General features: G+C 42.2%; 18 protein-coding genes. 8 read left to right on the top strand and 10 right to left on the bottom strand.

Annotated elements, in window-relative coordinates; all coding sequences use genetic code 11:
• The first annotated feature begins 95 nt into the window (after nt 1-95).
• Together ACFOJ8_RS11175 and serA are read left to right on the top strand one after the other, a co-directional pair.
• Nucleotides 96-1,238 (top strand): pyridoxal-phosphate-dependent aminotransferase family protein, encoded by a 1,143-nt coding sequence (locus tag ACFOJ8_RS11175; protein ID WP_380650644.1) that lies wholly within the window; start codon nt 96-98, stop codon nt 1,236-1,238.
• Nucleotides 1,231-2,823 carry a phosphoglycerate dehydrogenase gene (serA, locus tag ACFOJ8_RS11180; RefSeq protein WP_380650646.1) on the top strand — a complete coding sequence of 531 codons (1,593 nt, stop codon included), beginning with the start codon at nt 1,231-1,233 and terminating at the stop codon, nt 2,821-2,823. The genes ACFOJ8_RS11175 and serA overlap by 8 nt, the downstream gene beginning before the upstream one ends.
• 15 nt (nt 2,824-2,838) lie before the next feature.
• Here the strand turns inward: serA and ACFOJ8_RS11185 are convergent, their stop codons facing one another.
• The gene (locus tag ACFOJ8_RS11185; protein ID WP_380650648.1) at nt 2,839-3,948 is read right to left on the bottom strand and encodes an HAD family hydrolase; all 1,110 of its coding nucleotides are present in this window, start codon (nt 3,946-3,948) and stop codon (nt 2,839-2,841) included.
• A 360-nt stretch (nt 3,949-4,308) separates the two neighbouring features.
• Between ACFOJ8_RS11185 and ACFOJ8_RS11190 the strand changes: the two genes are divergently transcribed.
• The gene (locus ACFOJ8_RS11190; RefSeq protein WP_380650650.1) at nt 4,309-5,976 is read left to right on the top strand and encodes a Na/Pi cotransporter family protein; all 1,668 of its coding nucleotides are present in this window, start codon (nt 4,309-4,311) and stop codon (nt 5,974-5,976) included.
• 33 nt (nt 5,977-6,009) lie between these two features.
• Here the strand turns inward: ACFOJ8_RS11190 and ACFOJ8_RS11195 are convergent, their stop codons facing one another.
• Complete coding sequence (locus tag ACFOJ8_RS11195) at nt 6,010-7,194, bottom strand: NAD(P)/FAD-dependent oxidoreductase (protein WP_380650652.1); 1,185 nt, start codon at nt 7,192-7,194, stop codon at nt 6,010-6,012.
• Between the two features lie 116 nt (nt 7,195-7,310).
• Here ACFOJ8_RS11195 and ACFOJ8_RS11200 point away from each other — a divergent pair, with 116 nt between their 5' ends.
• From ACFOJ8_RS11200 to ACFOJ8_RS11210, 3 genes are read left to right on the top strand one after another with little or no spacing between them, the layout of a single operon-like run.
• Complete coding sequence (locus ACFOJ8_RS11200) at nt 7,311-8,270, top strand: AAA family ATPase (RefSeq protein ID WP_380650654.1); 960 nt, start codon at nt 7,311-7,313, stop codon at nt 8,268-8,270.
• Entirely contained in the window at nt 8,260-9,468 is a 1,209-nt protein-coding gene (locus ACFOJ8_RS11205) for a DUF58 domain-containing protein (RefSeq protein ID WP_380659931.1), read from the top strand. The genes ACFOJ8_RS11200 and ACFOJ8_RS11205 overlap by 11 nt, the downstream gene beginning before the upstream one ends.
• Complete coding sequence (locus ACFOJ8_RS11210) at nt 9,455-10,651, top strand: hypothetical protein (RefSeq protein WP_380650658.1); 1,197 nt, start codon at nt 9,455-9,457, stop codon at nt 10,649-10,651. The genes ACFOJ8_RS11205 and ACFOJ8_RS11210 overlap by 14 nt, the downstream gene beginning before the upstream one ends.
• 27 nt (nt 10,652-10,678) lie before the next feature.
• Here ACFOJ8_RS11210 and glnA read toward each other — a convergent pair whose 3' ends face one another.
• The 3 genes from glnA to ACFOJ8_RS11225 form a co-directional block, all read right to left on the bottom strand.
• A complete protein-coding gene (gene glnA / locus ACFOJ8_RS11215; protein WP_380650660.1) occupies nt 10,679-12,013 on the bottom strand; it encodes a type I glutamate--ammonia ligase in 1,335 nt (444 codons plus the stop codon).
• Nucleotides 12,014-12,031: 18 nt separating this feature from the next.
• Nucleotides 12,032-12,349 (bottom strand): MerR family transcriptional regulator, encoded by a 318-nt coding sequence (locus ACFOJ8_RS11220; RefSeq protein ID WP_380659932.1) that lies wholly within the window; start codon nt 12,347-12,349, stop codon nt 12,032-12,034.
• Nucleotides 12,350-12,572: 223 nt separating this feature from the next.
• On the bottom strand, nt 12,573-13,913 hold the full coding sequence (locus tag ACFOJ8_RS11225) for a sodium-dependent transporter (protein ID WP_380650664.1): 1,341 nt from the start codon (nt 13,911-13,913) through the stop codon (nt 12,573-12,575).
• Between the two features lie 230 nt (nt 13,914-14,143).
• Between ACFOJ8_RS11225 and fdhD the strand changes: the two genes are divergently transcribed.
• Nucleotides 14,144-14,938, top strand: coding sequence for a formate dehydrogenase accessory sulfurtransferase FdhD (gene fdhD, locus ACFOJ8_RS11230; RefSeq protein WP_380650666.1), 795 nt, complete (start codon nt 14,144-14,146; stop codon nt 14,936-14,938).
• Between the two features lie 13 nt (nt 14,939-14,951).
• Here fdhD and ACFOJ8_RS11235 read toward each other — a convergent pair whose 3' ends face one another.
• From ACFOJ8_RS11235 to ACFOJ8_RS11245, 3 genes are all read right to left on the bottom strand, one after another.
• Nucleotides 14,952-15,767: an N-acetylglucosaminidase gene (locus ACFOJ8_RS11235; RefSeq protein WP_380659933.1), complete on the bottom strand. Its 816-nt coding sequence runs from the start codon at nt 15,765-15,767 to the stop codon at nt 14,952-14,954.
• A gap of 22 nt (nt 15,768-15,789) precedes the next feature.
• Nucleotides 15,790-16,323 carry an NADPH-dependent FMN reductase gene (locus ACFOJ8_RS11240; RefSeq protein ID WP_380650670.1) on the bottom strand — a complete coding sequence of 178 codons (534 nt, stop codon included), beginning with the start codon at nt 16,321-16,323 and terminating at the stop codon, nt 15,790-15,792.
• A 115-nt stretch (nt 16,324-16,438) separates the two neighbouring features.
• Nucleotides 16,439-16,621, bottom strand: a complete 183-nt coding sequence (locus ACFOJ8_RS11245) for a hypothetical protein (RefSeq protein ID WP_380650672.1) — start codon at nt 16,619-16,621, stop codon at nt 16,439-16,441.
• A 188-nt stretch (nt 16,622-16,809) separates the two neighbouring features.
• Between ACFOJ8_RS11245 and ACFOJ8_RS11250 the strand changes: the two genes are divergently transcribed.
• Nucleotides 16,810-18,168, top strand: a complete 1,359-nt coding sequence (locus tag ACFOJ8_RS11250; protein ID WP_380650674.1) for an aldehyde dehydrogenase — start codon at nt 16,810-16,812, stop codon at nt 18,166-18,168.
• A 43-nt stretch (nt 18,169-18,211) separates the two neighbouring features.
• On the opposite strand, the gene ACFOJ8_RS11255 is transcribed toward ACFOJ8_RS11250, so the two are convergent.
• Together ACFOJ8_RS11255 and ACFOJ8_RS11260 are read right to left on the bottom strand one after the other, a co-directional pair.
• Complete coding sequence (locus ACFOJ8_RS11255) at nt 18,212-19,096, bottom strand: SDR family oxidoreductase (protein WP_380650676.1); 885 nt, start codon at nt 19,094-19,096, stop codon at nt 18,212-18,214.
• Between the two features lie 32 nt (nt 19,097-19,128).
• Nucleotides 19,129-20,499 (bottom strand): MATE family efflux transporter, encoded by a 1,371-nt coding sequence (locus ACFOJ8_RS11260; protein ID WP_380650678.1) that lies wholly within the window; start codon nt 20,497-20,499, stop codon nt 19,129-19,131.
• Between the last annotated feature and the right edge of the window lie 44 nt (nt 20,500-20,543).

Raw genomic sequence — 20,543 nt, forward strand, 5'->3', positions numbered from 1 at the left:
TTTTACATTTTAGCTGAATTTTTTTCAGTGTATTCATGGAAAATACAGAAAAAACTGATATTATAATGTACATCTATTCTATGGAGGATGAACAAATGGAACCTAAACTGCTACTTACACCTGGACCCACGCCTATCCCCCCACAAGTCACCCATGCCATGTCTGCCGGGATGATCGGACACCGCTCTTCCGACTTCACTTCTTTGATGGAGAACGTGCAATCGAGTATCAGACCTTTGTTTGGAACAGATCACCCTGTTGCCATCCTTACCTCCAGTGGCACCAGCGCACTGGAAACTTCGATGGTCAATCTGGTGGAGCCCGAGGAAGCGGTCCTCATCATCGTCAGTGGTGCGTTCGGCGACCGTTTCAGAAGCATCGCAAAGTCCTACCCTTATGAGGTACACATATACGAAGTCCCATGGGGAGAAGGACTGGATATTGAAGATTTCAAAGATTTTCTTGCAAGCAAGCAGAATATCAAAGCCGTCTTCTCCCAAGCCTGTGAAACTTCTACGGCTGTAGTCCATCCGATAAATGCACTGGGTAAGTTAGTAAAAGACTACAGTGAAGAGACATTATTTGTAGTTGATGGTGTAAGCGCAGTCGGTGGCATGAAGTTCGACATGAAAGCCGATGCGATAGACTGTCTCGTTACGGGCAGCCAGAAGGCACTGATGCTGCCTCCGGGCCTTGCTTTTGTAGCCATGAATAACACAGCAAGAAAACGGGCTTCAAATAATAAGCTGCCCAGATTCTATTTGGACATCAACAAGTATTTCGATGCATTAGAAGATCACTCCACACCGTTCACCCCAGCTGTTTCACTTATACAAGGGTTGGATCAAGTTTTATCGCTTTATAACGAAGAAGGCATAGAGAAGGTATTTGACCGGCACTTAGCGATGCGCAATATGCTGAGAGCTGGGCTCAAGGCACTGGACCTTGAGCTTCTGGTGGAAGATGCATATGCCTCCCCAACCGTTACTGCTTTCAAATCTGATGAAAATGAGCTCTCACATATTAAAGATGCGCTTAAGAACAAACATGGCATTACCATTGCTGGTGGGCAGAAGCATCTTAAAGGGCGGATACTTCGTATCGGACACATGGGTTACATGTTTCCAAAAGACATGCTGACAGTCCTAGCGGCACTTGAGGCGATTTTAAGCAAGCATCGCAATAAGCAGTACTATGGTAAAGCATTGGCTGCTGCACAGGAGGCATACTATGAATAGATTCAAAGTACTCGTACTAGATCCGATCAGCGAGGATGGTATTAAGGAGTTACTCAATCATCCGAACTACGAAGTCGATGTGAACACAGGGCTGTCGGAATCGGAAATTTTGGAAATTGTAGGCGACTACCATGCGCTAATCGTCAGAAGCCAAACCACCATTACTGAAAAGATTATCCAACACGCACGGCCACTCAAGGTGATTGCACGCGCAGGTGTCGGTGTCGACAACATCGATATTGATGCTGCTACAAAATATGGCGTCATCGTTATCAACGCACCGGATGGTAATACAATATCTGCTACTGAGCATACCCTGGCAATGATGTTGGCACTTACACGTCAGATACCAGCGGCCCACAAGCAGTTATCGGAAGGCGTCTGGAACAGAAAAGCCTATAAAGGAACCGAAATGTACGGCAAGACGCTTGGAATCATTGGTGTTGGCAAAATCGGCTTCGGTGTTGCACGCCGCGCTAGAAGTTTCGGTATGAAAATTGTTGCTTTCGATCCATACTTGTCAGATGAAAAGGCAAGGGAAGCGGATATAGAGAAGTTGGAAATTGATGAGATTGCAAAACATGCGGACTTCCTTACAGTCCATACACCGCTGACACCTCAGACGAAGGGCATTGTAGGCAAGGAATTCTTCAATATGGCAAAGCCTGGACTTAAAATTGTCAACGTTGCACGTGGAGGCATCATCGATGAAGCTGCCTTGCTTGAAGCACTTGATGCAGGGCAGATCGATGGAGCCGCCCTTGATGTATTTGAAAGCGAGCCATCAACCAATCAAGCGCTTCTCGGTCATCCGCAGATTGTGGTTACACCACACCTTGGTGCTTCGACAATTGAAGCACAGGAGAAAGTGGCTGTGAGCGTTTCCCGGGAAATAATTGATATTCTCGAAAACAATGTAATCATCCATGCTGTAAATGCACCAAGAATGAACGAAAATATCAACGAGGAGCTCAGACCCTATATCAACATTGCGTCGCATATGGGTAAGGTTGCCATCCAACTGATGAACAGGCCGCCTTCTGAAGTCAAGCTCAAGTACCACGGTGAACTTGCGCTTGATGATACGAGTATTCTGACCCGTTCATTTGTTTCCAACATGCTAAAACCTCACCTTGGAGAAAACGTCAATATCATCAATGCCCTATACCTTCTGCAAGAACAAGGGGTGACGTATAAGGTTGAGAAACAGGCTCAGACACATGGCTACAACAACTATCTAGAAGTTGAGCTGGTCAATAGTGAAGAGACGCTGACCCTTGGTGCGAGCGTATTGAACGGCTATGGTGAACGCATCGTCAAAATCAATGGGTTCCAAGTAGATATCAAACCGACAAAGCATCTCCTTTTCATCAAACATATCGACCGTCCCGGAATCATAGGGGAAATGGGGCATACTTTGGGCAAGTACGATATCAACATCGCAACCATGCAGCTTGGTCGCAGAGATGAAGGCGGGGAAGCCATGCTTTCATTGCGACTCGATCAGACAGTTGGTGCAGAAGCATTAGAAGAACTAATAAAAATTGAAGGGTTCGATCAAGTTAAACAAGTTGACCTTTCCTAATTAAAAAACCATCACTTAAGAGTGATGGCTTTTTAATATGATTTCTTCGATTTCAAGAACTGTATCGACCATGTGCTCCACTCCCAGAGATTCAAACCTTGGAATGATTGCACGTCCTGTCAGTCCTGTAAGTGTTGCGATGAACTCACACCCGATCGCTTCGGCACAATAGTAATCGGCTACCGAATCTCCGATGATGTAAATCTGTTCGTCTGAAGTGTTGTTCTGATTTACCGCGTCTTTGAAACGGGTATCATCGTGAGCGTACAAGCTCCATAGATAACTATACGGGTGAGGCTTGGCAAGTGATACCTCTACTCCATCTGCCGCTTCGGCAGCGAGCACTTCGGAAGCGGTGGATATCCGATTGTCTCGGAAAATATCTGTCAGCCTTTCTTGCTGGAAAGGAATGATCGTCTCCTGCCTTGGTCGCCCGGTGGCCACACCGATCTCTATCCCAGCATCAAGGAGACGGTTTAGCAAAGCTCTGATATCTTCGGGATCTACAATCCATTCTTCATCATGTATAAAACCGGTCTTATCCGTCTCTTCCGCCTCCATACCCGTCGAAGTTTTTACGTCCCTACTGCCCAAGTACCATTCTTGATATTTATACTGTCCTGTCCGCCATATAGGTCCGGACATTTCAAATGCACTTGCATCCTCTATACCGAGACTCAGCCTCGCATACTCCATCAAAGCTTCGTAGATGGTATCCTTGGTATAATCATCAGCTTTTAGGAAATCGACGACTTTACCATAGTCTGCATTTTGCAAACCGAGCATTTCACCAATACTGTGGACATCCGCGATGTCCACGTTCTCAACATTGAGTTTTGCATCCTTTATTAATTCAATGTAGACAATGGAAAATGTAACAAAGAGCATATCCCAGTTGGAATTCAATCCCATCTGCTTGAAGCGGTCAAGCACCTCATCATTGCTGAACACTTCAGCTCTGATATCTTTTATTTCCTGATCATTGTAATCGGTACGGAATTGATATGTATCCAAGTTCAAATATCTCGGACTATACAGAAGTTCATGCACTGCCAATGCAGATACATCAAAACATCTTTCCTCACTTAAAAAAACACCGTCTACATCAAATAGTACGACCGTCACTATCATGTCCTCCTCATCCGCATTTCATTTAATCTTAATTTTCTCACATCACACCAAGATTGTCGATATTCCTTTGTACTGACGGTGGAAGATAGAACTGAAGGAACTGAATTCGAAATATCCATTTCAATACAGTGGATGATTCTACAGATTAGCGCAAAGAAATGCGGGAATATTAGAAGGAATATCGAGAAAAGCTTTTACCTCAAACATATTATATTAACTCGGATTAATTTTTTTATTTTGGTGCATTTTAATACATTTAACACTATAATGTAAGTCGTAATATAAACAGTAAAGATTACGTTAAGATCATTAATATAATGTTAAGGTATCCGATACCTGGGTGGAGGAATATTTATGGAACTTAGTCCGATGGAAGTCATCTTTCTATTTCTCGGAGGACTTGGTATTTTTCTTTATGGTTTGAAACAGATGGGAGACGGACTACAGGCAGCAGCAGGAGATCGCTTGCGTGAAGTACTGAACCGTATGACTTCCAACCCCATCAAAGGAATATTGGCAGGGATAATTGTTACTGTCCTTATTCAAAGCAGTACCGGCACAACAGTAATTACGATTGGACTGGTATCTGCAGGATTCATGACCTTGCGCCAATCAATCGGAGTCATCATGGGGGCCAATATTGGTACCACCGTCACTGCATTCATTATCGGCCTTAAAATAGGTGACTATGCATTGCCGATACTGGCGCTTGGCGCTTTTATGATTTTCTTTATGAACAAGAATCCAAAATTCAATAACATTGGACGGGTTCTATTCGGTTTCGGTGCCCTTTTTTATGGTCTCGATCTTATGGGACAGGGTGTCAAACCGCTGGCTGACCTGCCGAGCTTCGGAGAACTCATGCTCAACATGTCCAATAATTCATTTCTTGGTCTCGCGGTCGGTACGTTACTGACTGTCATCGTCCAAAGTTCCAGTGCAACAATCGCCATACTCCAAGGTTTCTACTCCAACGATCTTCTCGATCTGAATGCGGCTCTGCCGATTCTTCTCGGTGATAACTTGGGTACGACGATTACAGCCGTTCTCGCTGCCCTGGTCGGTTCGATTGCTGCTAAAAGAGCAGCAGCTGTCCATGTCATATTCAACGTAATCGGTGCTATCATATTCATGATCATCATGCCGTTTTTTGTCCAGCTGATGACATATTTGAGAGAACTTCTCGAACTCAACCCAGAGATGACCATCGCATTTGCACATGGTTTCTTCAATGTTTCCAATACGCTGATCCAGTTGCCGTTCATTGCGATACTTGCTTGGATTGTAACGCGGATCGTACCAGGCAAAGATTTTTCCGAGGACTATAAGCCGAATCATCTTGATCCCCTCCTGCTGAGACAATCTCCTGGACTTGCCCTTCAAGGTGCGCAGAAGGAAGTAAAGAATCTTGGCAATCTCACATTGAGCATTCTCGATGATACAAAAGCATTTAGTGAAACAAATAATCCTAAACTCTACAAGCAGATTAAAGAAAAGATAAATGTTGTCGATACGCTCCAGGATAGCCTTAGATCCTATATCATCGATGCATCCAAGTCCGATATTTCACCAGAAGACGCAGAAAGGCAATCCACGTTGCTGGAAGTAACGCGCATCTTCTACAAGGTCAGCGGACAGATCGACGAATTCGCAGACCTCTACAATCGTAAGCATCGGGAAAATATCGACTTGTCCGAACCTGCTCAAGAAGGGCTCAAGGATCTGTTCGACCATGTATATAAATCCTTTAAGAAGTCGATAGATTCTCTTGATATTTACAGTCCTCAAGACTTAGAAGAAGTCATCAGGCTCAGCCAGAAATCTTACAAGATTGAGAACAAACTAAGAAAACAGCACGTGAAACGTCTGAATAAGGGCATCTGTTCTACTGATGGTGGTCTACTCTATGTCGATCTCATTAGTACGCTTGAGCGCATCGGCTACAATGCCAGAAATATTTCTGAAACAAACTTGAGTGATGAAGTAGAAGATCTTGCTGAAGACTTTACAATATATGAATAGATTATAAAAGCTAGGCCAATATTGGCCTAGCTTTTATATTTTTCCCTTCAGTAATGCGTGCCAGTACATGAGTGGCAGCATATTTTTCTTGAACTGGTAGAACATCCATTTGTCGTCAGCTTGGTTGAGAAACGTCGTCTCCTCGGGAATTTTGTTGTAATCGAACTCAGCGAGTATTAGATGGCCGTATTCGGTGGCTACTGGACATGCTGTCTTACCATCATATTTATGTGATGGTGTCTGATCTTCCATTCGTTCTAGCAGATTCTTAACCAGGATCGGCATCTGTGATTTAACTGAGCTCCCCATTTTGAAGGTCGGCAGACTTGAAGCATCACCAAGCGAGAAAACCGTCGTATACGTATTGTGCATCATGGTATACGGGTCAACACTCACCCATCCCTCAGGATCAAGGAGCCCTGAGTTTTTGAGTATGGATGGGCCGTGCATCGGTGGTGTAACAACCAACATCTCGAAAGGAATTACTTGGAGTTCTCCTGTCGAAAGATCTTTGAAAACAGCTTCCTTGTGTTCACCCCTGATTTCGACAAGCTCCTGTTCAAGTTTATAGTCTATCCCTTTTTCATCTAGTTGAGCCACGAGATTGTCGTTATATCGTTTTACAGGAAAAACTTCATGACTTCCGCTTCTAAAGACGATATTGATATCTAATTCATGATCTTTGACGTATTCATCCATGGTGAACAGTGAATTCTCTGCTGAAACGCCCCCTTTAATTTTGGACTGCGGTTTGGTCACTATTAAGTTGCCGGTTTTTAAGTGCTCCAAAGTCTCATAGGTGTAGTTCACTAGGTCGTATATATAGTTGGTACACACGCCATTCTTCCCCAAGGATTCCTTCGCCCCTTCAATAGCACCATAGTCGAGCTCTAGTCCCAAAGCTACTACTAGATAGTCGTATTTGACGACCCGACTCCCTGTTTCAACCTCCCTTTTGACAGGATCGACATTTTCAACTGCTTCCTTGAGCCACCTTGCACCTTTAGGCATTACTTTGCTCATCGGTTTACGTGTCGATTTGAGTTTCATTTCACCACTGCCAACAAGTGGAAATCCGGGTTGGAAATAGTGATCATCACGAGGTTCTATTATCAATATATCATTCGTCAGTCTCTTATCTTCGCTCAGTATACGATTGGCTGTAGAAATACCTGCTGTCCCGCCGCCGAGTATGACCAGTTTATAATGTTCTTTCATCCCTATCGCCTCCATTTTATATGCTTTTCCCATTTAAAAGGGTGTTTACTCAATAAACTGTGGCACTAATCTACTTTTTTTATTAATATGTAATTAAAGACAAAGGTGGGAAAGTTATGAATGTTGAAAATATATTGGAAAATTTCAAGAAAGAAATAAGTAAAGTGATCGTTGGACAAGAGGAAACGCTGGACTTAATCTTCATAAGCATTCTACAAAGAGGTCATATACTTTTTGAGAGTGTGCCTGGTACAGGGAAGACTACATTATCAAAAGCACTGGCCAAAACAATTGGTGGTTCTTTCAGAAGAATTCAATTTACCCCAGATTTACTGCCAACCGATATAACTGGTTTAAATATGTACAATCCAAAAACTCACGACTTCGAACTCCAGATTGGTCCCGTAGATGCCAATGTGCTCTTGGCAGATGAAATAAACCGGGCGACACCACGTACTCAATCCGCACTGCTGGAAGTTATGGAGGAGAGGCAAATTACAATAGATGGAGAAAGAATAGACATTGCTGATCCGTTTATTGTTCTGGCTACCCAGAACCCGATAGAATCGACCCAGGGCACATTCAGTCTGCCTGAAGCACAGATGGACCGTTTTCTGATGCGTATCAATTTGGGTTACCCTTCCCCAGAGGAGGAGCTCGATATGATGAATCTATACAGAGATAATAGTACCCCACAGACCATTGAGACTGTCTTTAACGAAAAGACAATTACAAAGATGCAGAATACAATGGTTAATATCACAGTGGATCCATCCGTTATGCAATACATGCTCGATATCGTCCACCGCTCAAGGCACCATGACCTCATAGGCACAGGCGTATCGCCACGCGGTACACTAGCTCTAATGCATGCGGTACAAGGCGTCGCGATGATTCGGGATAGAACCTATGTAACGCCCGACGATGTAAAATATATCGCCCCATATGTACTCGCCCACCGCCTCGTCCTAAACCTTGAGGGACTAACTGTTTCTGACCAGAGTACTGTGCTTGAAAGTATTATCAACGAAGTTGAAGTGCCTGTCGAATACGGGGTATCACGAGATGCGTTATAAGATCGAGTATCGTCATTCAAAGACTATGTCATTCTTTATAGGATCTGTACTTATCCTTCTCGTTCTAAATATTTTCTACAACATAAACCTGAACCCCTTTTTTACACTCGTGCTCGGCCTATTCGTATCATTCTATACACTTGATCGACTTTATGAAAAGGTTGTACCCGATAAACTTTTGGTTGCCTTGCAAAGCGATGAAATCAGGTTATTTAAGGACCAGGAAAGTATGATGGAAATAGAGATTAGAAATGATGGATGGCTGCCCATTCTCAGTGCTACCCTCAAGCTCACTGCAGGCGATGATATACAGTTTGAAAAAGACATTTCTTTAAATACTAGAAATCATACCGAGACCATCGCGCATTTTACAGTCATGCCGAAAAGCAGTACTATCCTAAGAGTACCGTTCCATGCTAAAAAGAGAGGCGTAAGTAAAATTATAAGCACACAGATTGAGATACCGAGAATTTTCGGATTCGGTTCTCTGCTACTTGTTCAATCTAATAGATCACTGCATGAAGTACTCGTCTACCCTGAGCAGCTGCTAGTACCCCCGTTCGATATGAGAAATAAATCAACTCAGGGACTATTTATTCAGAGAAAAGCGTTGTTTAGCGATCCGATGCTTACAATAGGTACGAGGGAATATCATCAGAGCGATGGCATAAGGGATGTGCATTGGAAAGCCAGCGCCAGAACTGGAGAGCTGCAGACAAGAATTTACGAAAAGACAACACACCTTTCCTGGATGGTTCTGATCAATTTGAGGTCTGAAAAGAACTATGCACCACCAATGAATATTGAAGAAAGTATTGAAAAGATCGCCTATCTTACAGGTCGGGCGGCCGAGTTACAGATTCCATATAGTCTCTATACTAACTTGTCCTCTTTTGACTCCGGCAGTTTTCTCAGTCGTAGTGAAGGAAGTGGGGGGTTACATTATAGAAGTACGCTCGAGATGCTTGCTAGAATCAATACTCTCTCCTTCACGCTAAGCTTCGATAGACTTTTAAAACATATATATTTGCATAAGGAGCTACCTTCGCACCTACTGTTCACAGGCAAAACTGATCCCTCAATCGAAGAAATGCTTCAGTTGTTCCAGGCCAAAGGTGTACAGATTTTCCAAATAGATACGTCGGGTATCTCACCGTACAATGCCTATAAGAGGAGTCGCAGTCATGTCTCGATTTAAATATTATCTAGCTTTCTTCCATGCATATATGACAAATATGTTCCTATTGGCTTTTATAGTTTTTTTCATAAATACCCACAATGGTAAGCCGCCGTCTATAGGACTTTTCATACTTATTACTATCGTTGTACTACTTGCCGCTTGGTGTATCGCACACCACTTTAAGCTTCGTTATATCTATTTTCTCTTGCCGATTATACTAATTACTACCCTGATACTCGATTTCCACTGGTTATCGGCTCTATTAATCAGCTACCTTTCGGTGTTGCGCATTGAATACCTTTTTGATGATCCAGAAAATACCATGGTCGAATCTTCACTCATCACCTCTTTTCTTTTATTAATTGCTGTATCAGTATTTCAGACAGAAACGACGTCGCAGTTGATAGCAACATATTATATTCTATTCATTGCTCAACTATTGTTTTATTTTGCAGGAAGATTACTCTACCTGCTACTTGACAACGGTTATACCATTACGAGAAAAACGATTGTATTTCTAACATTAATATCATCCTTTATAACGCTTGGCATTATCTCGTCAATCGCTTATCGTTATGGTGTTTATGTGGCACAGTATATCGTTTATATAATGCTAAGCATTATAGTTTTCTTGATGAGACCTTTCTTCGGATTCATGGAGACTATTGAGCTTGAAATGCCTGATTGGCCAGAAGGCGAAGCTACTGATCAACAGAGAGAGGATCAAACGGAGATGATTCAGCAAGAATCACTCTCTTCTCAGCTGCCACTCGATTCAATCATAACCATCATACTGATCATGCTGGCCGCCGCCGGGCTTTACTTTTTTTATAAAAACAGACAAAAACCTACTGATCACCCTGAAAAACCGGGATCTATCGAACAGCACAATAGCACGAATGACATCCAAAAGGAAAAGCGCAGTGCATCTAAAGCACCGCAAAATAAAATTAGAAAACTTTATTACGAGTTCGAAAAATGGCTTGCTGTCAAAAGTATGGGAAGATATCGAAACGAAACGATAGACGAATGGATTAGTCGTCGCCAGTTAGAGGATATCATCGATACGACTACTCTGGAAACATATCGTAGGACTCGCTATATGAGTAGTGAAGTGTCAGAAGATGAGTACAAAACATACAGGCAAGCGATAGGGAGAATGAAAAAGGAAATCAATACCCACATAAAAAAAGAGCGATGAGATCAATATCTCATCGCCTTTCACATATTAGTAGTGATTCAAATATTGCTTTAGCTCCCAATCGGAAACTTGTGAACGGTACATATCCCACTCAACGTTCTTATTGCCATTGAATTGCTTGTAGATATGTTCACCTATTGCGTCTCTGACGACTCTGTCTTCGCGTAGCGCTTTAAGTGCTGTATAAAGAGTGGAAGGTAGGTCTTCAACGCCAACTGCTTCTCTTTCCTCTCTTGACATCTCATAGATGTTCTCGTTTACCGGTTCAGGAAGGTCGGTTTTGTTTTTGATACCTTCAAGGCCTGATTTGAGAATAACAGCAAGTGCCAAGTAAGGATTTGCTGAAGGGTCTACAGATCTTACTTCAGCACGTGTAGATAGACCACGAGAAGAAGGAATACGCATCAGTGGAGAACGGTTTTTACCACTCCATGCGATATAACTCGGCGCTTCATAACCAGGTACGAGACGCTTATAAGAGTTAACAAGTGGATTACAGATCGCTGTGAATCCACGCGCGTGTTTTAATATACCGGCCATGAAATATCTCATATCTTGGCTTAGACCAAAATCATCGTTCTCGTCATAAAATGCATTTTCGTTACCATTGAACAGAGAAACATTGAAGTGCATACCATTACCATTTAAACCAAACAATGGTTTAGGCATGAATGTTGCGTGTAAGTTGTGCTTACGTGCCACTGTTTTAACGACAAGTTTGAAAGTTTGGATGTTATCACACGCTGTAATTGCATCCGCGTACTTAAAGTCGATTTCATGCTGTCCTGGAGCAACTTCGTGGTGGGAAGCTTCGATTTCGAAGCCCATATCCTCAAGCTCGAGTACGATATCTCTACGGCAGTTCTCACCAAGATCGGTCGGTGCAAGGTCAAAATAGCCACCTTGGTCGTTCAACTCAGTCGTTGGTTGACCTTTTTCATCCAGTTTGAAAAGGAAGAATTCCGGCTCAGGTCCGAGATTGAAAGCAGAATAGCCCATGTCTTCCATCTCTTTGAGTACTCGCTTAAGGTTCGTTCTTGGATCGCCTTCAAATGGGTTACCTTCGACATCATAGATGTCACAGATCAACCTTGCTACTTTGCCTTTACCCGCTGTCCAAGGGAAAATAGACCATGTATTCATATCTGGAACTAGATACATATCGGATTCTTCAATGCGGACAAACCCTTCAATTGAAGAACCATCGAACATCATTTCTCCGTCCAATGCTTTATCCAACTGGCTGATTGGTACTTCAACATTTTTAATTGTTCCAAGGATGTCGGTGAACTGCAGGCGCAGATACCTCACATTTTCTTCTTCTGCAATACGGACGATGTCTTCTCTAGTAAATTCGCTCATTGTACACGCTCCTGTAAATTATTGGAAAAATCTAGATAGGTCCCCACGATTGATCAGTGGTTTCCTGTACTCGCTATGCTTCAGGACTTCAGGTGTATCGACTTTTTTAGGTTCATTAAGGATTTCCCCTATCCGCTTCATGGTAAACCCTTTTTCCATATAATCCTGAATTGCCAGAAGCAGATCCAGATCGTTCATGGAAAATATACGGTGATTACCTGATGTTCTTTCGGGTGTAACAAGAGACAAAGATTCATAATATCTTATTTGCCGTGCCGTCAGACCTGTCAACTTCATTGCCGACGACATAGGAAAAATCGCGAGATTACGCCTCATCTGATCTCTATCCAAAATGATCACCTCTAATCATATTCACAATATTAGCACAAAGAATTTCAAAAATCTAATCGATGTTAGAAAATCTAACATATCATTTAAACTAATTAAAAAATCCCTTTAAGTGTGCATTCTCAAGCACCTTCTTAAAGGGATTTTGTATTAGTTTTATACTTATATTTCTTTCATTTGTTTATTCACTTAAATAAAAGAGAAAAGAGCGTTATCCGAAAATACTAACTGCGAACACAAAGAGTATTAAAACTGGAAGAACAAATCTAAGCATTATAATCCAAAATTTGTATAGTCCGTACATTTTACTACTAGTATCTACGTTGAGCTGCTGCATCACTACACGCTTGTTTACGACGTACCCTACAAATAAAGTAGATGCAAGTGCACCAATTGGCAATACAATGTTGGATACGAGGAAGTCTACGTTGTCGAATATCGATCTGCCAAATATGAGGAAATCACCCAAGATCCCATACGAAAGTGCAGAAGGGATACCGGCTAGGAAGATGAAAAAGCCAAAAACGTAAGCCATTTTACTACGTTTTCTCTCATCGCCTTTGATGGCGTTAGCCACATTAATCTCGATCATAGAGATAGAAGAAGTCAAAGTTGCAAACAGGAATGCAGCAAGGAAAAGAATGTAGAAAAGCATACCTAATGGTATTTCACCAAATACTTGCGGTAAGACGATAAACACGAGTCCTGGTCCTTCAGCCGCTTCAACACCCAGTGAAGCAATAGCTGGGAAGATGGCGAGCCCTGCCATGATGGAAATAGCAATGTTCATCGCAACGATAGACAATGAAGACTGGGTTAAGTTGTGTTCTTCACCAAGGTAGGAAGAATAAGCCACCATCGTTGTCGCTCCGACGCTTAACGCGAAGAAGGACTGGCCAAGTGCGTATAGAATTGCTGTAGAATCGATTGCGCTTACATCTGGAGTCAGAAAGAATGTAATGCCTTCCATTGCGCCAGGTAGCGTAACTGAACGAATGATTACCAGCAGGAAGAGTATAAACAGAAGCGGCATCATGATCTTCGAACCGCGCTCCAAACCTTTTTGAACACCTTGGGCCACAATGAAAGCCGTCAAAAGAATAAATATTCCTTGAGCAACAACAACATATAAAGGATTAGCTATGATGCTGTCGAAAGTAGCACCATAGTTATCAAATTGAACTAGGCCGAATGCTTCTCCAAAAGCGACCACTAGATAGATCAGTATCCATCCTCCGATTACGCTATAAAAAGACAAGAGTAGAAAAACGCCTATATTTCCGAGCCAGCCCAATATTCTATAGGCTTTTTTTCCTCCTAAATAATGAAAGCCCTCAATCGGGTTTTTTTGGCTTGCCCTTCCAATGACAAATTCAGCCAGCAGCAGAGGCATACCTATAAAGAGTGTCATCAATAGAAATACAAGCAGGAATGCACCGCCACCATGTTCTGCCGTCATATAAGGGAAACGCCATAGGGCACCAAGTCCAATTGCCGAACCAGCCGCAGCCAGAACGAAGCCTAACCTAGACCCCCATCTTACATTGTTCATAAACCAACCTCACTTTATAATTGTATTCATTTTTTATAGAGTTCCTAACATATTAGCACATTCGATATGATCTTGAATACACTACGGTTCGAATTATGTACAAATACACAACAAATCACAAAAAATACCGCTCTGAACGCCTTTCTTAAAACAGTCATTACTTCTATGAGTCTCTATTAAATTGCAACAGGCAAACACCTTCAATATAATGAACAAAAGGAGGGAAAATGATGAAGCCGACTTTCAATAGAAATATTACGCATTATCGCAAAAATCATATGTCTGAGATTGAAGATACAGTAGCTGAAGAATTCCCCCTTACCATCTATTTAAATGATGTAGAGTTTGCAACTCTTGTATGCACCCCTGAGCATCTCGAAGAACTCGTTATCGGCTTTCTTGCCTCTGAAGGCGTCATAAGACGCTTTGAACATATAAAAAAGATGAATTTGGACGAACACGGCGGTTTTTGTCACATTACATTGGCCGATTATATATCGACAGATCATTTTGTGTATTCCAGGCGGATTATCAGCTCATGCTGTGGAAAAAGCAGACAGTTCTATTTTCAAAACGATGCAAAAACTTCAAAGACTTCCTTGTCAAAAACAAAACTCACTCCCAACCAATGCATTAAGTTGATGGAGCATATGCAGCAGGAGAGTAAAGTTTTCATGGAAACAGGCGGCATACATAACGCAAGTATTACCACAGCAGAAGGACTGATCGTTCACCGAGGCGATATAGGTAGACACAACGCGCTCGATAAACTATATGGATATTGTTTACAGAATCATATCGACGTTCGAGATAAAGCGCTCGTTTTCAGCGGACGTATTTCATCTGAAGTACTGACAAAATCAGCGAAAATTGGTGTTGGCCTCGTCTTAAGTAAATCAGCACCGACGAATCTCGCAATTAAAATGGCTGAAGATCTGAACATTACGACTATCGGCTTCATCAGAGGAGATTCCTTCAACATATATAGTCACCCTTGGCGTATAAAAGAAGATCCCGGTTCGTAAACCGGAATCCTCTTTATTGATAGTATTCTGTTATGAACCGATCAGCTTCCTTATCAAAGCGAATGTAATGAGATTCTAATATACGACCAATTTTGATTGCCCACTCTATATCCGTTGCATAAAGATGTGTGCCTGGATGCTGTGGATTCCAGCGCATCGCATATAAAGTTTGCTGCTGATTTTCCAGATAGTTTTTGCGAATAAATGCTGCTCCTCCCATTATTGCTGCTTCGGGAGTGGACCAGTCAGCTTTTGCAGCGTAACTCGAACCTTCCTCAACTGCTCGCTGGTCGAATGCACCAATACCGAAAAAATTGTAGTAGATGCTACCATCCACTTCAATACCCTGGGCGAGTTGGGATTGTCCATTGCCTGTTTCGATCTGGGCGTGACTAATCAGATAAAATACATTGACACCGTGCTTAGACTGAGCCTCAAGAAACGTTTCTTCTGTACCATCCAGTATGCCTCTTCCTTCCAGGAGATCTGCAATCTCCTCGGAACTGACATCTACTTTCTCAGTCAAATCAAGAAACTGAAATCTCGTAGGACTATTATCTATAGACATGGCCGCTCTCACCCTTTCTTCCTTGGCAGTTGTCATAGTTCCACCCTCCAATTCAACACCAACTGTTCCATTCTGAAGGTTATTTTCTACCGCTTCATCGAAACTGGCCACAGGGGATGCTTCCTTAGGCGTGCCTGCTTCAGATATGACGAAAGCTAGAAAAAAAATGAACATCATTATTAACAATATTAAAATGGGTATATTTTCCTTCAATCTCTTATCCATCCATGTTTCCTCACCTGTTCGTATTGAATCAAACATTAAAGAAACATCTGATTTACTATCAGATGTTCACCATCTCTGTATGGGACTGGCGAACCAGCCCATCAATCATTACGCTTAAACGCTCCACCAATTCGTCGTTATATAAATGATATCCTTCATTGATTTGCTCAAAATCAGTATCACATGTGCAAACCTGGAGTGGAAGTACTAAAGCATGGACCCCGCGCATCACCATTCTGAGCTGGGTTAGCGGATCGGAATTCCTCATCCCGCCGCTATTACAGTAGAGACCGACAGGTTTCATCTCAAATTCATCTGTGGAGAGATGGTCCAATGCGTTTTTCAACAGCCCAGAGAAAGAGGTGTGATAGTTCGGTGTCCCTATTATTATTGCGTCTGCGTTTTCAGCAAGTCGCTTTAATGTTTCGACATCTTCTGTTTTGCCCTGTCCAAAAATAGGAAGGTGAAGCTCTCTTAAATCAAGGTGTGTAACAGTGTGTTCAGGCTGCTCTACGAGCGAAGCAATCTTACTGGCGACTGCATGTGTATGGGAACCTGGGAAAGCACTTCCCGAGAGTATCAGTAGGTTCATTGGAAAAGCTCCTTTATACGTGTATATGTATAATATGTTACCATCTGCCCCACTCAAATTAAACCGTCTAAAGTCGTATTAAACAAAAGAGATCGGCTTATGCCGATCCCTTTTACTAATTCATTAATTTATCATTTAAAACTCTCAACTTATCTATCGTCTCTTGGTCTAATTCAGCAATATCAACTTTTTTCTCTATGATTGATTGAGCAAGATCAATGGAAATATCCACAGCTCTGCTTATCTGATAAGCGGTCAGCTTATCGGTCATCAATTCAAAATTCACACCAGTGTCCATAAGTTCACCTTCCTCGATCAATCAAATAATTCATTGACCTGAATTCAATTATATCACACGTATAACATTAAACAATGAATGCGTATTACATGTGCCATTATTTTTGTTTTGAAATTTCTTATTTACTGTTGGATGACATAAAATAAAGGCAAAAGGGTACATGTGAACAAAGATAAGGAGTGGTTAAAATGTATGAATCAATTTTTAATAGACAAAAGCAATTTTATCAATCTGGTAAAACGAGAACACTCGCTTTTAGAATAGAAGCCCTTAAACAATTGAAAAGAGGCATCCAGTACTATGAATCGGATTTGCTTAAAGCCATGAAGAAAGATTTCAATAAAGGTGAGGCAGAAGCCTACCTAACTGAAATTGGATATGTCTACAATGAAATCAATTATACTATCAAAAATCTTGAGAATTGGGCAGAAACGACGAAGGTGAAAACGCCGGCGACACATACCGGTTCGATATCGAAAGTTTATAAAGAACCTTACGGAGTCGTATTGATTATTGCACCTTGGAACTACCCGTTCAATCTGACCATTGCTCCCTTAATTGGTGCCGTGAGTGCGGGCAATACTGCTATTCTCAAACCCTCAGAGCACACACCTACGGTTGCCGGTGTAATTAGCAATATCATAGCGCTTGCCTTCCCTGAGAAGTACGTTGCCTCAGTAGAAGGTGGAATCGAAACGAACCAGAGTCTTTTAAGTTTGCCATTCAATTATATATTTTATACAGGAAGTTCTCACGTAGGCAAAATCGTGATGCAAAGTGCAGCGAAACACCTTACTCCCATCACACTCGAACTCGGAGGAAAATCGCCAGCGATTGTAACGAAGAATGCCGATATTAAGATTGCAGCAAAACGTATAGTCTGGGGAAAATTCCTCAATGCAGGCCAGACGTGCGTAGCTCCCGATTTCGTTTATGTCGATGCAAGTGTAAAAGCATCTCTTATCTATCATATGAAACGATATACAAAAAAATTCTACAACAATGCCTTTAAAACCGGCACGTATATGAATATTGTCAACGAGCAGCACTTCGAGCGCCTTAATGACTTGATTCAGGGGAATGTCGTCTATGGAGGCACGGCACGCCGAGCTACACTGACAATAGAGCCAACCATCATTGATGATGTCGATTTCAGCGATGACATTATGCAAGAGGAGATATTTGGTCCAATACTTCCTGTCCTTGAGTTCCGTTCACTCGATAAAGCGCTGCTAGATGTACGTGATCTTCCTGACCCTCTGGCCTTATATATATTTACAGATAAGAAGTCGGAAGCTAAAACAGTCATTCGCTCCGTCCCATTTGGCGGAGGGGCAGTGAATGACACTGTTTTCCACCTCGCTAACCCACACTTACCGTTTGGAGGGCGTGGTAACAGCGGTATGGGCAAATACCACGGGAAGTACTCCTTTGATACCTTTACCCACGAGAAGAGCATACTGCATCAGACGACCGCTTTCGATTTCCCGTTCAGGTATCCAAACGCCAAGCTATTCAATAAATTCATAAAATACCTCTGGAAATAAAACAAGTCCCATCGCTGTAGCGATGGGACTTGTTTCATTGGAACTAGTTGATAGGCATACCGCCTGTAATTCCATATATTTGTCCTGTTATATAACTTCCGCTATCAGAAGCTAATAGGACGTAAGTGTCTGCTAATTCAACAGGTTGACCTGCACGCTCGAGCGGAGTCGTCTGACCAAATTCCGGGATATTCTCAGGAGGCTGTCCGCCAGATATCTGCAGTGGTGTCCATACTGGTCCCGGCGCAACGCCGTTTACACGGATACCCTTTGATCCAAGCTGCTGAGCCATGGATATGATGAACGATCTTTGAGCAGTTTTTGTCATGGCGTAATCAGCTAGTATATCTGATGGTGTGAATCCCTGGACGGATGTTGTGATGATGACACTGCCGCCTTCTGGCAGGTGATCCAGTGCTTCCTGTAGCATCCAAACATTTGAAAACACATTAATAGTGAATGTGTCTTTCAGCTGCTCAGTTTTTAAATCTCTTATATCCTTTTGATACTGTTGCATACCTGCATTCATAACAAGGATATCGAGTCCATCAAGTGCTTTAGCTGCATCGTGCACAAGATTTCTGGTGAAATCTTCGTCTCTCAGATCACCGGGTAGCAATATAGCTTTTCTACCTTGAGCCTCAATGACATCTTTTACTTCCTGAGCATCAGTTTCTTCATCGGGCAGGTAATTGATGGCCACGTCTGCTCCTTCTTTAGCATACGCGATTGCTGCTGCACGACCGATACCCGAATCGCCTCCAGTAACGAGCGCCTTTCTGCCTTCGAGTTTGTTGTTACCTTTATAAGATTCTTCGCCACAGTCCGGCACCGGCTCCATCTTGTTCTGGATACCTGGGTATTCCTGTTCTTGCTTTTCAAATTTATCCTCATAGTATTTATGCTTCGGGTTGTTCAACTCAGTCATTTTAATTCTCCCCTCTTTTTCAATACATCCATCTATTGCTCATTTTGACCAGTTCTAAACATATTTTTCTTTTCTATATGTTTTAGACGGATGTAAAAACCAAAAGCCGCACATGTGAGACCGAGAGAAATGCCGATCCAGAATCCATATACACCGAGAGAAGTGTAGGCCGAAAGGAGATAACCCGTCGTTAGACCAACCAGCCAATAGGAAATGACGGCAATCACTGAGGGAAAGACAACATCTTTATACCCTCTTAATATGCCTTGGAATATTGCTTGCAGTGCATCTGAAAACTGATATACGATGGCAAATAGGAACAAAGGCACAGTGATTGCTACAACTTGCGGATCATCTGTATAAAGGTATGAGATCTGTTCCCTGAATAGAAATAGGATAATGCAGGCAATACCTACTATTACAAGACTCGATACAACACCAATCATCTTATAGTACCTAGCGTCATCGTACCGCCCCCCGCCAGCACTGAAGCCGATTACAATGGTCATTGCCATGGAGATGCTAAGTGGCACCATGAAGAGCATTACGGAGAAGTTCAAGACCACTTGGTTAGCTGCAATTACATTCGTTGTAAACATTACTCCAATAAGCAGAGTCATAAGTGAGAAAATGCTCGTTTCCACAAAGATGAGAACACCGATTGGTATACCGACTGCGAGATGATGGCGAATGGTGGACAATGAGGGTGCTGAAAACTTTCTAAATATGTTGAAGGATTTTAACGCGTCTACCTTTAATACCATCAGAGCGATAAAGAAGAAAATGAGCCAGTAAGTAATAGCAGTTGCAACGCCTGCACCAATCCCGCCCAGTTCAGGAAAACCAAAGTTGCCGAAGATGAAACTATAATTGAAGAAGATATTTAATGGCAAAGATGTTGCTATAACGTATAGCGATATGCGAGTAAGTCCTTGTGCATCAACAAAATTACGCAAGACATTAAAAAGAAATAACGGCAATATACCGCATGATAATCCAGCGAGGTAGTAAAAAGCAATATGGTGTACCGAAGAATCAAGATCCATAAATCCAAGAACCTGATCGAGAAATAGAACTCCTGCTAACAGAACAAGGATTGTGAGCACCAAAGTAATATATATGGCCTGATTAATATTGTGATTCACTCTGTCCTTCTGACCTCCACCGAGGAGCTGGGCAACAATGGCTGTCACTGCAAGAAGAATACCGCTTATACCTGTGGAGACTGGGGCCCACAGACTAGAACCGATTGCGACACCAGCAAGGTCGGCGACACCAGCTCTGCCTGACATCATAGTATCAATCATATTCATCGAATAAAGCAACACTTGGGTAGTCATGATCGGCCATAGAATACCAATGAACTGCCGATACATTTCCCTTTTTGAATCTGTATGGAACATGTCTTTCACCTTTTTCTATTAACATGATTTCAAACGGTATAAAT

The organism is Salinicoccus sesuvii, assembly GCF_042648145.1.
GTDB lineage: Bacteria > Bacillota > Bacilli > Staphylococcales > Salinicoccaceae > Salinicoccus > Salinicoccus sesuvii.